The 13316-nt window shown below is 62.0% G+C and carries 13 protein-coding genes; 7 read left to right on the forward strand and 6 right to left on the reverse strand.

Annotated features, from left to right (window positions below):
• Nucleotides 1-11: 11 nt before the first annotated feature.
• Both BFN67_RS05405 and BFN67_RS05410 read right to left on the reverse strand, forming a co-directional pair.
• Nucleotides 12-329, reverse strand: coding sequence for a DUF1634 domain-containing protein (locus tag BFN67_RS05405; RefSeq protein ID WP_080918614.1), 318 nt, complete (start codon nt 327-329; stop codon nt 12-14).
• Entirely contained in the window at nt 326-1186 is an 861-nt protein-coding gene (locus BFN67_RS05410; RefSeq protein WP_080918615.1) for a sulfite exporter TauE/SafE family protein, read from the reverse strand. The genes BFN67_RS05405 and BFN67_RS05410 overlap by 4 nt, the downstream gene beginning before the upstream one ends.
• Nucleotides 1187-1348: 162 nt before the next feature.
• Between BFN67_RS05410 and gpt the strand changes: the two genes are divergently transcribed.
• A complete protein-coding gene (gene gpt, locus BFN67_RS05415; RefSeq protein WP_080918616.1) occupies nt 1349-1846 on the forward strand; it encodes a xanthine phosphoribosyltransferase in 498 nt (165 codons plus the stop codon).
• Nucleotides 1847-1849: 3 nt separating this feature from the next.
• On the opposite strand, the gene BFN67_RS05420 is transcribed toward gpt, so the two are convergent.
• Nucleotides 1850-2293, reverse strand: a complete 444-nt coding sequence (locus BFN67_RS05420; protein WP_139789035.1) for a hypothetical protein — start codon at nt 2291-2293, stop codon at nt 1850-1852.
• 659 nt (nt 2294-2952) lie between these two features.
• Here BFN67_RS05420 and BFN67_RS05425 point away from each other — a divergent pair.
• On the forward strand, nt 2953-6720 hold the full coding sequence (locus BFN67_RS05425; RefSeq protein ID WP_080918618.1) for a vitamin B12-dependent ribonucleotide reductase: 3768 nt from the start codon (nt 2953-2955) through the stop codon (nt 6718-6720).
• A gap of 26 nt (nt 6721-6746) precedes the next feature.
• Entirely contained in the window at nt 6747-7343 is a 597-nt protein-coding gene (locus BFN67_RS05430) for a hypothetical protein (protein WP_080918619.1), read from the forward strand.
• Nucleotides 7344-7448: 105 nt separating this feature from the next.
• Here BFN67_RS05430 and BFN67_RS05435 read toward each other — a convergent pair whose 3' ends face one another.
• The 3 genes from BFN67_RS05435 to BFN67_RS05445 all read right to left on the reverse strand — a co-directional run bounded on the left by BFN67_RS05435 (nt 7449) and on the right by BFN67_RS05445 (nt 9316).
• A complete protein-coding gene (locus tag BFN67_RS05435) occupies nt 7449-8486 on the reverse strand; it encodes a glycoside hydrolase family 25 protein (protein ID WP_080918620.1) in 1038 nt (345 codons plus the stop codon).
• A gap of 238 nt (nt 8487-8724) precedes the next feature.
• Nucleotides 8725-8934, reverse strand: coding sequence for a hypothetical protein (locus BFN67_RS05440; protein ID WP_080918621.1), 210 nt, complete (start codon nt 8932-8934; stop codon nt 8725-8727).
• Nucleotides 8935-9067: 133 nt separating this feature from the next.
• The gene (locus BFN67_RS05445) at nt 9068-9316 is read right to left on the reverse strand and encodes a ParB N-terminal domain-containing protein (RefSeq protein WP_080918692.1); all 249 of its coding nucleotides are present in this window, start codon (nt 9314-9316) and stop codon (nt 9068-9070) included.
• A 141-nt stretch (nt 9317-9457) separates the two neighbouring features.
• Between BFN67_RS05445 and BFN67_RS05450 the strand changes: the two genes are divergently transcribed.
• The 4 genes from BFN67_RS05450 to BFN67_RS05465 are packed head-to-tail and all read left to right on the forward strand — an operon-like array spanning nt 9458 to nt 13314.
• Nucleotides 9458-10840: an aminotransferase family protein gene (locus BFN67_RS05450; RefSeq protein ID WP_080918622.1), complete on the forward strand. Its 1383-nt coding sequence runs from the start codon at nt 9458-9460 to the stop codon at nt 10838-10840.
• A 4-nt stretch (nt 10841-10844) separates the two neighbouring features.
• On the forward strand, nt 10845-11780 hold the full coding sequence (gene kce, locus BFN67_RS05455; RefSeq protein WP_080918623.1) for a 3,5-dioxohexanoate:acetyl-CoA acetone transferase: 936 nt from the start codon (nt 10845-10847) through the stop codon (nt 11778-11780).
• Nucleotides 11777-12286, forward strand: coding sequence for a GNAT family N-acetyltransferase (locus BFN67_RS05460; RefSeq protein WP_080918624.1), 510 nt, complete (start codon nt 11777-11779; stop codon nt 12284-12286). Before kce ends, BFN67_RS05460 begins: the two co-directional genes overlap by 4 nt.
• On the forward strand, nt 12283-13314 hold the full coding sequence (locus tag BFN67_RS05465; RefSeq protein WP_080918625.1) for a histone deacetylase family protein: 1032 nt from the start codon (nt 12283-12285) through the stop codon (nt 13312-13314). The genes BFN67_RS05460 and BFN67_RS05465 overlap by 4 nt, the downstream gene beginning before the upstream one ends.
• Nucleotides 13315-13316: the final 2 nt, after the last annotated feature.

Consider the following 13316-nt stretch of genomic DNA (forward strand, 5'->3'; position numbering starts at 1 on the left):
ACGGTCGTGCGTCAAAGGGCGACGAGGACACCGACTCCGATGATCGCCAGAACGAGTGCCGAAATCGCCGTGTAAACATAGTCGCGCTCACGCAGGAAAATGACCAGCATCAGCCCTACCCGCGCGATCGGCAGCAGGATAAAGAGCGCAACACCCGCTTTCACGACATCATAGCCGCTGAGAGCGAAACCGGGCGCGATGCCGGCCTTCTCCAGCATGGCGAGAGCGATGCCCGCGGCGATGACGGCTGAGGCAAGCCATGTGCCGTACCACAAAAGGCCGGCAATGAGCTGTTCGCGGCGCTCGTAATTGTCGGTCCCAGACCTCACGCCGAACCTCCGGGAAGATCAATACCGAGGGCGCTTAGCAGCATCTGGACAGCAAGCAGCGCGAGGACGACGACAAAGAAGAGGCGCAATCTTTCGGCGGGAAGCCCCATCAGGAGGCGCGCGCCGACGAGTGCCCCGATGACAGAACCGAGCGCGACAGGGCCGGCAACGTCGATGTCGATATCGCCGCGCACGAAATATGCGCCCGCGCTCGCGGCAGCCGTCACCCCGATCATGAAATTCGACGTGGCGGAAGAGACCTTGATCGGCAACCGCAGGGCGGTGTCCATCGCGGGGATTTTGAGCACGCCGGAACCGATGCCGAGCAAGGCCGAGATCAGGCCCGCGCCATACATCAAGGAGAGGCCGAGCGGCACGCGACCGACCCGATAGGGTACGTCCTTCCCCGAAGTCCGGTCGGGAAAGCTCGAATGCAGGCGCAGCACTGTCGCCCAACTCCTGTCATCGCAAGGGCTCGCATCGACCGTCTCACGGCGGCGTGCCAACATCTGCTGCGCGGAAACGGCCAAAATGACGGCAAACAGGCCGTAGAGAAAAGACGTCGAGACGATGCCTACGAGAAACACGCCGCTGAGCGCGCCAAGCGTGGTCGCCGTTTCCAGGACGACGGCGAGCCGGATATTGGTCAGGCGGCCTTTCAGGAACGGGGCCGCACTTCCGCAGGAACAGGCGATGACCGAGACGATGCTTGCACCGATCGCAACATGAATGTCGATGCCGAACAGCAAGGTGAGGATCGGCACGATGAAGATGCCGCTCGCCATGCCGAGCACGCCGCCGAGGGCGCTCGCACCGAACGCCGCGACGAACAGCCAGAGAATCGTTGAGGTTTCCATTGCGACAACCCGGTCGCGTCCGCGGGCGTGATTGTCAAGGCGCCGCCATTATCGAGATGACGCACCACTTCCACCCTTGCCAACCCCCGGCCTTTCCGGTTAATTCCGCCCGCATTCCCTTCAGCTTAGCGCGACTGCCGCGCGTTTCGGAGTGCGCAAGCAATGTCCCTTCCCGACAAAGCCTTCCCGGTATCCTGGGACCAGTTCCATCGTGACGCGCGGGCGCTGGCCTGGCGGCTTGCCGGGCAGAACACCCCATGGAAGGCGATTGTGTGCATCACCCGTGGCGGGCTGGTGCCGGCAGCCATCATCTCGCGCGAGCTTGGCATCCGCGTCATCGAAACGGTGTGCGTCGCCTCCTATCACGACTACAGTTCGCAAGGGCAGCTCACCGTCCTCAAGGACGTGACCCCGTCCCTGCTCGTCAATGACGGCGCCGATGTGCTTATCATCGACGACCTGACCGACACCGGCAAGACCGCCGGCATCGTGCGCGCGATGATGCCCAAGGCGCATTTCGCCACCGTCTACGCCAAGCCGAAGGGCCGGCCGCTGGTCGATACATTCGTGACCGAGGTCAGCCAGGACACCTGGATCTACTTTCCGTGGGATATGGGCTTCACCTACCAGAAGCCGATCGCCGACGATCACGCCGGCTGATCGTCACCGGCCCAGCGAAGCGATCATCGCGCGGGCGGCACCAGCCAGCGGCTTCCAGTCCAGCGTGCCGTCGGCGCGCGACAGATCATCCTGCCATTGCTGGCTCAGGACCGCGTCTTCCAACCCGCTTCCGGCACTGGCTTCGTCGAGCGGCCATGTCGCCCCGGTCGCGGCAGGCACCAGCAGGCCGCCCGTATGAACCGGCGCATATTCGCAGACCGTCGGGTCACAGCACTCGTCGACGAGCGCCGCCAGCAGCCCGAGCGAGGGGGCGGCGAAAAGGCCCACGACCTCGCGGCCCGCTGCCTTGCGAACGAAATATGTCTTCAAAGCCGTATGCAGGCGTGAGGCGCGCCTGATCCCCAAAACGATGGCGAGCCTGTCTTTCACCCAGACGAGCGCGCCGCAAATCACCAGTTCGTGAAGATAACGCGGCTTTCGTGGCATTGCCAACATGCCAAGCCGCTTTTTCCGCCATTGCCAAGGCGCCCACTCTCGCGGCGCTGAATAGCGGTTTTCCGGTGCATGAACGGGTGCCGGTTTTCGCGACAGGTTCTCCCCGTTATCCACATGAGTGACACACAACATATTGGGGGTCACAAAAACTACTTAAACGAATCCTTGACGGTTGGAACCGAGTCGCTTTTTAATCGGGCCTACGCTCCTGTTGCGGGCGTGGCCGGTAAGTCTGGTCGCCGGTCTTTTTCCCGGATTTGTGCGTTTCGCTCGTGTACCGCCTGTTTACGAGGCTGGTGGTGTGCAAGCATTTCAGTGCTTGAGAACGGCAAAAAAGGAGAATTGTCGGACTGGAAAAAATCATCTGTTAACACTACATTTAGTGTTTGCAGTTAAGTTCGACGCTAGATAGTGTGGATTTCGCCCGGTCGCTGATCGCGGCAAGTTTCAAGTACAACGGACCTCCGGTCCGCGTCGCAATCCGGGTCAGCGCGCTTGTCGCGCGTGAGGCCGGCAGGCATGGCGGGAACCGGAAACAGGAGAGAAAACCGGGCGTGCAAGAGCACGTTCGGAACAGGCGGACTTGCGCATTTCGACAGGCTGGGACCAGCCGCAGGAAATGTGCTACATATAGACATAAGGACAGACCGATGCGCATCGAGCGGCATTTCACCAAAGCGGGCCAATCTCCCTATGCGGAGATCGAATTCCGCAAGGCGCTTTCCGAGATCAAGAATCCGGACGGCTCGGTGGTGTTCCGCCTCGACGATATCGACGTGCCGGTGCAGTTCTCCCAGGTCGCGGCCGACATTCTGGCCCAGAAATATTTTCGCAAGGCAGGGGTGCCGGCGCGTCTGAAGAAAATCGAGGAGAACAGCGTCCCCTCCTTCCTGTGGCGGTCGGTGGCCGACGAGGCCGAACTCGCCAAGCTGCCGGAAGACGAGCGCTATGGCTCGGAAACCGATGCGCGGCAGGTTTTCGACCGGCTTTCGGGCACCTGGACCTATTGGGGCTGGAAGGGCGGCTATTTCGCTTCCGAAGACGACGCGCTGACCTTCCGCGACGAGCTTGCCTATATGCTGGCCACCCAGCGCGTCGCGCCCAATTCGCCGCAATGGTTCAACACCGGCCTGCACTGGGCCTATGGCATCGACGGCCCCGGCCAGGGCCATTTCTACGTCGATCCCTTCACCGGCAAGCTGACCCGGTCCAAATCGTCCTATGAACATCCGCAGCCGCATGCCTGCTTCATCCAGGGCGTCGGCGACGACCTCGTCAATGAGGGCGGCATCATGGACCTTTGGGTGCGCGAGGCGCGGCTGTTCAAATATGGTTCGGGCACCGGCTCCAACTTCTCGCAGCTTCGCAGCGAGGGCGAACGGCTTTCGGGCGGCGGCAAGTCGTCGGGCCTGATGAGCTTTCTGAAGATCGGCGACCGCGCCGCCGGCGCCATCAAGTCCGGCGGCACGACGCGCCGCGCCGCCAAGATGGTGATCGTCGATGCCGACCATCCCGACATCGAATCCTTCATCGACTGGAAGGTGAAGGAGGAGCAGAAGGTCGCCGCGCTGGTGACCGGCTCCAAGATCGTGCGCAAGCATCTCGACGCCATCATGAAGGCCTGCGTCAATTGCGAGGGCGAGGACGGAGATTGCTTCGATCCGGCGATCAACACCGCGCTCAAGCGCGAGATCAAGGCGGCGAAGAAGAACGCCGTGCCGGAGAACTACATCCAGCGCGTCATTCAGTTCGCACGCCAGGGCTATACCTCGATCGAGTTCAAGACCTATGACACGGACTGGGATTCGGAGGCCTATCTCACCGTTTCGGGCCAGAACTCCAACAATTCCGTCTCGTTGAAGGACGATTTCCTGCGCGCGGTCGAGAATGACGGCGACTGGAACCTGATCCGCCGCACCGACGGCAAGGTCGCCAGAACGATCAAGGCCCGCGATTTGTGGGAAAAGATCGGTTACGCCGCATGGGCCTCGGCCGATCCGGGCCTGCACTTCAACACCACGATGAACGACTGGCACACCTCGCCGGCGGCCGGCCCGATCCGCGCGTCCAACCCGTGCTCGGAATACATGTTCCTCGACGACACGGCCTGCAACCTCGCCTCGATCAATCTGCTGCCGTATCGCAACGCCGACGGCACCATCGACATAGCGGCCTATGAGCATACGGTGCGGCTGTGGACCATCGTGCTGGAAGTCTCGGTGATGATGGCGCAGTTTCCGTCGAAGGAAATCGCCAGGCTCTCCTACGAATACCGCACGCTCGGCCTCGGCTACGCCAATATCGGCGGCCTTTTGATGACCGCCGGCATCCCCTACGATTCCGACGAGGGCCGCGCGCTGTGTGGCGTGCTGACCGCGCTGATGACCGGCGTTGCCTATGCCACCTCGGCTGAAATGGCCTCCGAACTCGGCGCCTTCGCCGATTACGACCGCAACGCCACCAATATGCTGCGGGTGATGCGCAACCATCGCCGCGCCGCCTATGGCGACAAGGATGGTTACGAGAAGCTGGCCGTCAACCCGGTGCCGCTCGAGGCATCGCATGTGTGGCAGCAGGATCTCGTCACCCATGCCCGCGCCGCTTGGGACCGCGCCATCGAGCTTGGCGAGGAGCACGGCTATCGTAACGCGCAGGCCACCGTGATCGCGCCGACCGGCACGATCGGCCTCGTCATGGATTGCGACACCACCGGCATCGAGCCCGATTTCGCGCTGGTGAAATTCAAGAAGCTGGCCGGCGGCGGCTATTTCAAGATCATCAATGCCGCCGTGCCGGAAGCGCTGCGCACGCTGGGCTATTCCGAGAGCCAGATCGCCGAGATCGACGCCTATGCCGTCGGCCATGGCAATCTGAATCAGGCTCCCGGCATAAACCCTTCAACGCTCAAGACAAAAGGCTTTACCGACGAGAAGATCGCGGCGCTCAACGCGGCGCTGAAATCGGCCTTCGACATCAAGTTCGTCTTCAACCAATGGACGCTGGGCGCGGATTGGGTGAAGGAAACGTTCGGCTTCACCGACGAGCAGCTCGCCGATTTTTCCTTCGAAATGCTGCCGGCGCTGGGTTTTTCGAAGAAGGAAATCGAGGCCGCCAATATCCATGTCTGCGGGGCGATGACGCTGGAAGGCGCGCCGTTCCTGAAGGAAGAGCACTATCCGGTGTTCGATTGCGCCAATCCGTGCGGCAAGATCGGCAAGCGCTATCTTTCGGTCGAATCCCACATCCGCATGATGGCCGCTGCCCAGCCCTTCATTTCTGGCGCCATTTCCAAGACCATCAACATGCCGAACGAGGCGACCGTCGAGGACGCCAAGAACGCCTATCTGCTGTCGTGGAAACTGGCGCTGAAGGCCAACGCGCTCTATCGCGACGGTTCCAAGCTGTCGCAGCCGCTCAATGCCTCGCTGATTTCCGATGACGACGAGGACGAAGACGATGCCGTCGAGCAGCTTGTCGCAGCACCGGCCGCGAGCCAAGCCGTGCAGGTGACGGAAAAGATCGTCGAGCGCGTGGTGGAGCGCCTCTACCGCGACCGCGAAAAGCTGCCGAACCGGCGCAAGGGCTACACCCAGAAAGCGGTCGTGGGCGGCCACAAGGTTTATTTGCGCACCGGCGAGTTCGACGACGGGCGGCTAGGCGAAATCTTCATCGACATGCACAAGGAGGGTGCTGCCTTCCGCGCGATGATGAACAATTTCGCCATCGCGATCTCGCTCGGCCTGCAATATGGCGTGCCGCTGGACGAATATGTCGAGGCCTTCACCTTCGTCAAATTCGAGCCGGCCGGCATGGTGCAGGGCAACGACGCCATCAAGAGCGCGACCTCGATCATCGACTATGTGTTCCGGGAACTGGCGATCTCCTATCTCGGGCGCAACGATCTCGCTCATGTCGAGACCGACTTCTCCAACACCTCGCTCGGCCGCGGCATTCACGAGGGCAAGGCCTTCGCCTTCTCGAAGGGCCTCACCCGCGGCGTCTCGCCGGTCAAGCTGGTGTCGGGCATGGGCAACGAACCGAAAGGCCTTGCCGGGGGGGCTGCGACAGAGAAATCCTCCCCTCAGCGCGCGGCCCCCTCGGCCTTTTCGGGTTCCAACGTGCTGGCCCTGAAACCGGCCGGCGACGAAGTCACCGCCTACAAGCGCGATTATGAGGAGCGCGCCCGCGAACTGGCCGAGGAAGCGGTGGCCGAGGAAGCGGCAGCGACGGACCTGTTCACCGATGCGGCGGCCAAGGAGGCGGCGGATGCCAAGGCGCTCCACGCCGCGCGGCGGCAGCAATCGCTGATGCAGGGCTATACCGGCAACGAATGCTCCGAATGCCACAACTTCACCATGGTGCGGAACGGGACATGTGAGAAGTGCGACACTTGCGGCGCGACAAGCGGGTGTAGCTGAGGGAGCAAAGCGACAACAGCAGCAGAATGGTCATATCGAGTGATTCCCAGCGCGACCTGTTCTCCGACACAGGCGCACTGGGTTTTGTTCAGATTCTGCTTGCCGAAATGCATGACGATCTCCTCGGCAAGGTCGCTCGCTTCCGACAACTGACAGATTTATCAAAGACGCTCGGTCCAGGTGGCACCATGATACATGGTGGCGAGGTTGCCTATACGGCTTGGACTGAAGCTCGAAACAGTTTCATTCATGGCAATTACATCGCCACTGTCATGCTATGTCAAAGCTTGGCAGAAAATCTCCTAGCCGCCTATATCGACACAGATTTGGAAGCTGAAAAATTACCAAAACGCGTTTCATTCAATGACACTATACGACGCTGTGTCTCCAAAGGGGTCTTTGATAAATCTTTTTCGGGCGAACTCATCACTATGATGAATATTCGCAATCCATTGTCGCATTATCGAGATCTAGAAGATCCTAGTAATCTTTCACGTCGCGTTTTGGATAGCCGGCTACCCGCAATTGCTCACCTTATGGGCGATGCATCTTTTGCATTGGCGATTGCCATCAAACTATTATCTCTCCCACCTTTTTGGCTCAGTGGAGAAACGCTCAAATAGTTGTTTCCATTGCCTCTGCGGATAATGGAAAACTGCCCTGCAAAGGAAAGTCCCTTTGGTGTATGCCTCTACCCTTTGGCTCTCGCACTTAGGGTGGCAGCCTCTTCAATCCGCGTCGGCCACTATCAGGCTGCCGCCATGGCTGTGGCGGTTGAGCCAGCGCCACCAGTCGGATTCCGTGCCGTTGAAGACGTTCAGGTCGATGCGTCCGGTCACGCCGTGCGACAGGCCGGAGCCGGAATACTGCCAAAACACCCAGTCGCGATCGCCATAAACCTTGGAAGGATGCTCCGCCGTCGAGCGCAGCCAGAACGGATAATCCTTGAAGGCGCCTTTCAGATTGTCGGCATAGAAGTCGGGCGAGGTGTAGATGATCGGACGCTGGCCGTAATGCCGCTCCAGCCTGTCCATGAAGACCTGCATCTTTTCCAGCACGGTCGCGCGCGACGGATTGCGCTTGCAACTGGACTGGTGGTTCCACTCCACATCGAGCACCGGCGGCAGAGCGCCGGGCACCTTCGGCACATTGCGGATGAACCAGTCGGCCTGCGAACTGGCCGTGCGGCACCAGTAGAAGAAGTGATAGGCACCGCGCTTCAAGCCGGCCTGCGCGGCATCGCGCCAGTTTTCACGGAACATCGGATCGAGATGATCGCCGCCGTCGGTGGCCTTGATGAAGACGAAATTGGCGCCCTGCCGGCGCAGCTTGTTCCAGTCGATATCGCCTTGCCAGCGCGAGACATCGACGCCGTGCACGGCCAGATGCTTGGGAGAGCGCTTGCCGAAATTGATCGGATGGGCGTCACGGAAGCGCCGCTCATGGACGACGCCGCGCCGCGCCGGCGGCGCGGACGGCTTAGCCATGGGGATGGCGGCCAGCATGTCGAGCGCCGGGCGGGCCGTATTGCCGCCGCCGCTGGGCTCGGAGCCGGCCAATGCCTCGATCTGCGGGGCCCCGACCGGAAAACCGGCATCGGCGCTGACTGTCGATGCGACCTCACGCACCGGCACGTCGGGGCGCGGCCCGATGGCGCTGGTCGTTTCCATCGACGGACGCGGCACCAGATCTTCAAGCCCGGCGCTCGACGAGCAACCGGCGGCAAGGCAAGCCAGAACTGCAGCGAAAACGCCCGACGAACGCATCCTGGAACCCGTACTCGATACAAGCGGGCCGACGGCGGTTGCCGCCGGAACAACAACGCGCTTTATGAACGGGCAATTACCAAGAAAGATTGAATCGATTCGTAAATGTCAGGGTGAAAGCGGCACAAGCTCTTAACAGATGCGGATTTTCCCCGCATTGCGCTGAAACGAAACGCGCCCCGAAAGCGGTGTTTCGAGGCGCGCACAACCCGTTGCGGAGAATTGGGGAAACTGCCAGTTACCGGCACAGCCAATTGGGGCAGCGGCTTTCGGCGATGACATGAGCGGGCGGAACGGCGGGTTCCTCGGCCTCGACGGCAAGCATCGGTTGCGCTGCGCGTTCGAGCATGAGGCGCAATTCGGTCGGCTCGACACGATCGCGTTCCATCACCAGTTGGACCATAGGGTCGCCCAGCAGCTCGTCCAGTTTGCTTGTCGTCTCACTCATATCGCGCCTCCTTCGTCTTTCGTACCATGTGCTTTAGATAGGAACGCGATGATGGCCTGCCAATGATGGTTCGGCGGCTATCTTGTGGCGATTGTTGGAATTTTCGTCCAAACGGGCGGGAAAACCCGGCGTTTCAGTGCTTTCTGGCCTGCACCAGATAGGCCTCGATTATTTCCTCGCCGAGCCATTTGGCGGCTTCCATGCGGTGCAGACCCTCGACCAGCACATAGCGCTTGCCGTCATGGCGCACCTGGATCGGCGTCTTCATGCCGTTCTCGACAATGTCCTCGGCCAGATGCCGCACTGTCTCAGGATGCAGCGTCTTGCGCCGCGCCGCCGGCACATAAATGTCGTCGAGCCTGACCTCCACCACGCGCAGCATGCCCACTCCTCTCTGATTGCCTCTGTCATAGATAAGGGCATCCGTGCGCACGGCCAAGTGCGGTTTCGCTGGACCGATGGTTTCCGGTTGACGCCTTGCGCGCAGGCCGTTGAAATGCCGACCGATTGAACGGAACACCTCATGCACGCCAAAGCCCCCTCGCCGATCGCCCGGACTGAACAGCCGGCCTCGCATCTGTTTTACGGGTCGCGCCAACGCCGGCCGCTGGTGGAGCGCGCCGAAGGCATCTATGTCTGGACGCAGGATGGGCGGCGCTTCATCGACGGTTCGAGCGGGCCGATGGTCGCCAATATCGGCCATGGCAACCGCAACGTCATTGCGGCGATGCAGCGGCAGATGGAAAAAGCCACCTTCGCCTACCGCCTGCATTTCGAGAACGAGCCGGCGGAAGAGCTGGCGCGGCTTCTGTCGCAAAAAATGCCGGGCGATCTCGACCGCGTGTTCTTCGTTTCCGGCGGCTCGGAAGCGGTGGAATCGGCCATCAAGCTGGCGCGGCAATGGGCGGTCGCCACCGGCCAGCCGAAACGCTGGAAGGTGATTTGCCGCATGCCCTCCTACCATGGCGGCACGATGGGTGCGCTGGCCGTGACCGGCGATCTGGCGCTGACCGAAACCTTCGCGCCGCAGACCCTGGCGATGCCCGCCATTCCCGCGCCAACCGCCTATCGCGACCGCGACAACCTCTCCATGGAGCAGCGCGGCATCCGTTATGCCGACATGCTGGAGGAAAAAATCCTGGCGGAGGGGCCGGAAAGCGTCGCTGCCTTCATCATGGAGCCGATCGGCGGGGCGGCCACCGCCGCACTCGTGCCGCCGGACAGCTATTTTGCCCGCATTCGCGAAATCTGCGACCAATACGGCATTCTCTTGATCCATGACGAAGTGATGAGCGGGGCCGCGCGCACCGGCAAATATCTCGGCGGCGACCACTGGGCCTGCCGGCCGGACATCATCACCATGTCGAAGGGCATCGGCTCCGGCTATGCCCCGCTCGGCGCGATGATCGCGTCGCGCCGGGTGGTGGAGCCGGTGCTCGACATGGGCGGCTTCCAGCACGGCTATACCTATGCCGGCAATCCGCTGGCCTGTGCCGCAGGCCTTGCCGTGCTCGACGAAATGGAACTGCTGGGCTGCGAGGAAAACGCCGCCGCCATGGGCGATTTGCTGATCGCCGAATTGCAGGGCCTGACCGAGCGTTTCCCCTTCATTGCCGGCGTGCGCGGCAAGGGCCTGCTGATCGGCGCCGACATGGTGGCCGACCCGCAGGATTTTACGCCGTTGCCGAAGGACAAGCACGCCAACCAGCGCCTGCTCGATCTCGCCTATGAGCGCGGGCTGATCGTCTATTCGCGCCGCATCCGGGGCGACGGGCTCGGGCTCGACAATTTCATCCTCGCGCCGCCGCTCATCATCACCAAAGAGCAGGTCGGCGAGATGGTCGGCGTGCTGGGCGATTCGCTGGAAGCCTTGGCGAAAGAACTCGACCTGCCGGTACGAGGCTGAAGGCATGGCATCCGCGCCCCGCAAGGTCATCATCACCTGTGCCGTTACCGGCTCGGTTCATACGCCGACCATGTCACCGCATCTGCCGGTGACGCCGGACCAGATCGCAGCGGAGGCCATCGCAGCGGCCGAAGCCGGGGCCTCGATCCTGCACCTGCATGCCCGGGACCCCAAGGACGGCCGACCGACCGCCGACCCCGCCGTGTTCATGCAATTTTTGCCGCGCATCAAGCAAGCGACCGATGCGGTGGTGAATATCACCACCGGCGGCTCCTCGCTGATGACACTGGAGGAGCGCCTGGCCGCGCCGCTGCAAGCGCAGCCGGAAATGTGCTCGCTCAATATGGGATCCATGAATTTCGGCCTGTTCCCGATGCTGGACCGCCCGCGCGAATGGCGGCACGAATGGGAACCGAAGCTGTTGGAGGCGACCCGCCACACCATCTTCAAGAACACCTTTGCCGACATGGAAACGATTCTCGAAAAGCTCGGCAAGAGTTGCGGCACCCGCTTCGAATTCGAATGTTACGATGTCGGCCATCTCTATTCGCTGGCGCATTTCCGCGACCGCGGGCTGGTGTCGGGGCCACTGTTCATCCAGTTCGTGCTGGGCATATTGGGCGGCATCGGCGCCGATCCGGAAAACCTCGTCCACATGAAGCGGATTGCCGACAAGCTGTTCGGCGACGATTACCGCTTCTCGGTTCTGGCCGCCGGCCGCCATCAGATGCCGCTGGTCTCGATTGCCGCAAGCATGGGCGGCAATGTGCGCGTCGGGCTGGAGGACAGCCTCTATGACGGGCGGGCATTGGCCAAATCCAACGCCGATCAGGTGCGCCGCATCAGGAGCATTGTGGAAAACCTGTCGCTGGACGTCGCCACGCCCGCCGAGGCACGCGCCATGCTGGCCCTGAAAGGCGGCGACCGGGTGGCGTTTTGAGGGATCCAAAACTCGCCATTCGCCCGGCGCGCGCCGAAGACGCCGACAATATCCTTGCAGGCCTGCGCGGCATCGCCGAAACCATCGGCAAACCGCACAAGGTCAAGGCGACGGCGGACGACATTCGCCGCTGCGGCTTTGGCGACAGGCCGGCTTTTTCGGTGCTGATTGCAGAAACCGATTCAACATTCGCCGGCATGTGCCTGTATTTCCCGATTTTTTCGAGTTGGCTGGCGCAGCCCGGCGTTTATGTGCAAGACCTTTTCGTCGATGAAAAATTCCGCGGCCTGAATATCGGGGAGAAGCTGCTGCGTCATCTGGCACGCAACGTCGCCGCGCAAGGCGGCGCCTATCTGGAACTGGTCGTCGATAGCGAGAATTTTCGCGCGCAACGCTTCTACGAGCGCATCGGCCTGCCGCATCGCGATGACGACCATGTGCACCGGATCACGGGCGAAGCCTTTTTGGATTTCGCCAATAACGACAAGCCCGAGGGAGAACAATGAAAGCCTTTTATGCCGACGAACAGAAACGTCACAATCCGAAGATGTTTTTGTCCAGCGGCGCGCAGAAGCCCAACCCGGAACAACCGGAACGCGTCGAACGCCTGAAAGCCGGCGCCAAGGCAGCCGGCGTCACCATCGAGCGTCCGCGCAACCACGGCCTCGGACCGGTTTCCGCCGTGCATACGCCCGAATATCTCGATTTCCTCGAACATATTTTTATTCGCTGGCAGCGGATCGAGGGCGCATCCGAGGAGGTCATCCCCAATATCCACGCACTCGCGCGCGGCGGCTCATATCCGGCTTCCGCCGTCGGCCAGGCCGGCTATCACATGGCCGACACCGCCTGCCCGATCTCGGCCGAGACATGGGAAAGCGCGCTGTGGAGCGCATGGAGCGCCGTGGAGGCGGCGGAGACGGTGATGGCGGGTGCGCCCGCCGCCTATGCGCTGTGCCGCCCGCCCGGCCATCACGCCTTCACTGACGCCGCCGGCGGCTTCTGCTTCATCAACAATTCGGCGGTGGCCGCGCAATCCTTGCGCAAATCCGCGGCGCGGGTCGCGATCCTCGACGTGGACCTGCACCACGGCAACGGCACGCAGGGCATCTTCTATGCCCGTCCGGATGTGCTGACCGTCTCGCTGCATGCCGATCCGGTGCGCTTTTATCCGTTCTTCTGGGGACATGCCGACGAGCGTGGTGAAGGCCCCGGCCTCGGCTACAATCTCAACCTGCCCTTGCCCCGCAAATCCGGCGACGAGGCGTTTCTCGCTGCGCTCGAACCGGCCTTGCGCCGCATCCGCGCCTTCGCGCCCGACGCGCTGGTCGTGGCGCTGGGGCTGGATGCCTTCGAGGGCGACCCATTCGGCGGGCTTTCGGTAACGACGCCCGGATTTTCCCGCATGGCCGAGGTAATTGCCGGGCTGGGCCTGCCAACGGTAATCGTGCAGGAAGGCGGCTATCTGTGCGATGCGCTGGGCGACAACCTCACCGCCTTCCTCACCGGCTTCGGCAGCGCGATGAAAACCTGAGC

It is taken from the genome of Manganibacter manganicus (genome assembly GCF_002075885.1).
In the GTDB taxonomy this organism is placed as follows: Bacteria; Pseudomonadota; Alphaproteobacteria; order Rhizobiales; family Rhizobiaceae; genus Mesorhizobium; species Mesorhizobium manganicum.

What these genes read in the sequence shown, in the direction of transcription:
- BFN67_RS05445 (WP_080918692.1), bottom strand. Translation starts at nt 9,316, where the DNA reads ATGCTGCGCGTGGTGGAGGTCAGGCTCGACGACATTTATGTGCCGGCG.
- gpt (WP_080918616.1), top strand. Translation starts at nt 1,349, where the DNA reads ATGTCCCTTCCCGACAAAGCCTTCCCGGTATCCTGGGACCAGTTCCAT.
- BFN67_RS05450 (WP_080918622.1), top strand. Translation starts at nt 9,458, where the DNA reads ATGCACGCCAAAGCCCCCTCGCCGATCGCCCGGACTGAACAGCCGGCC.
- BFN67_RS05425 (WP_080918618.1), top strand. Translation starts at nt 2,953, where the DNA reads ATGCGCATCGAGCGGCATTTCACCAAAGCGGGCCAATCTCCCTATGCG.
- kce (WP_080918623.1), top strand. Translation starts at nt 10,845, where the DNA reads ATGGCATCCGCGCCCCGCAAGGTCATCATCACCTGTGCCGTTACCGGC.
- BFN67_RS05465 (WP_080918625.1), top strand. Translation starts at nt 12,283, where the DNA reads ATGAAAGCCTTTTATGCCGACGAACAGAAACGTCACAATCCGAAGATG.
- BFN67_RS05420 (WP_139789035.1), bottom strand. Translation starts at nt 2,293, where the DNA reads ATGCCACGAAAGCCGCGTTATCTTCACGAACTGGTGATTTGCGGCGCG.
- BFN67_RS05410 (WP_080918615.1), bottom strand. Translation starts at nt 1,186, where the DNA reads ATGGAAACCTCAACGATTCTCTGGCTGTTCGTCGCGGCGTTCGGTGCG.
- BFN67_RS05430 (WP_080918619.1), top strand. Translation starts at nt 6,747, where the DNA reads ATGGTCATATCGAGTGATTCCCAGCGCGACCTGTTCTCCGACACAGGC.
- BFN67_RS05435 (WP_080918620.1), bottom strand. Translation starts at nt 8,486, where the DNA reads ATGCGTTCGTCGGGCGTTTTCGCTGCAGTTCTGGCTTGCCTTGCCGCC.
- BFN67_RS05440 (WP_080918621.1), bottom strand. Translation starts at nt 8,934, where the DNA reads ATGAGTGAGACGACAAGCAAACTGGACGAGCTGCTGGGCGACCCTATG.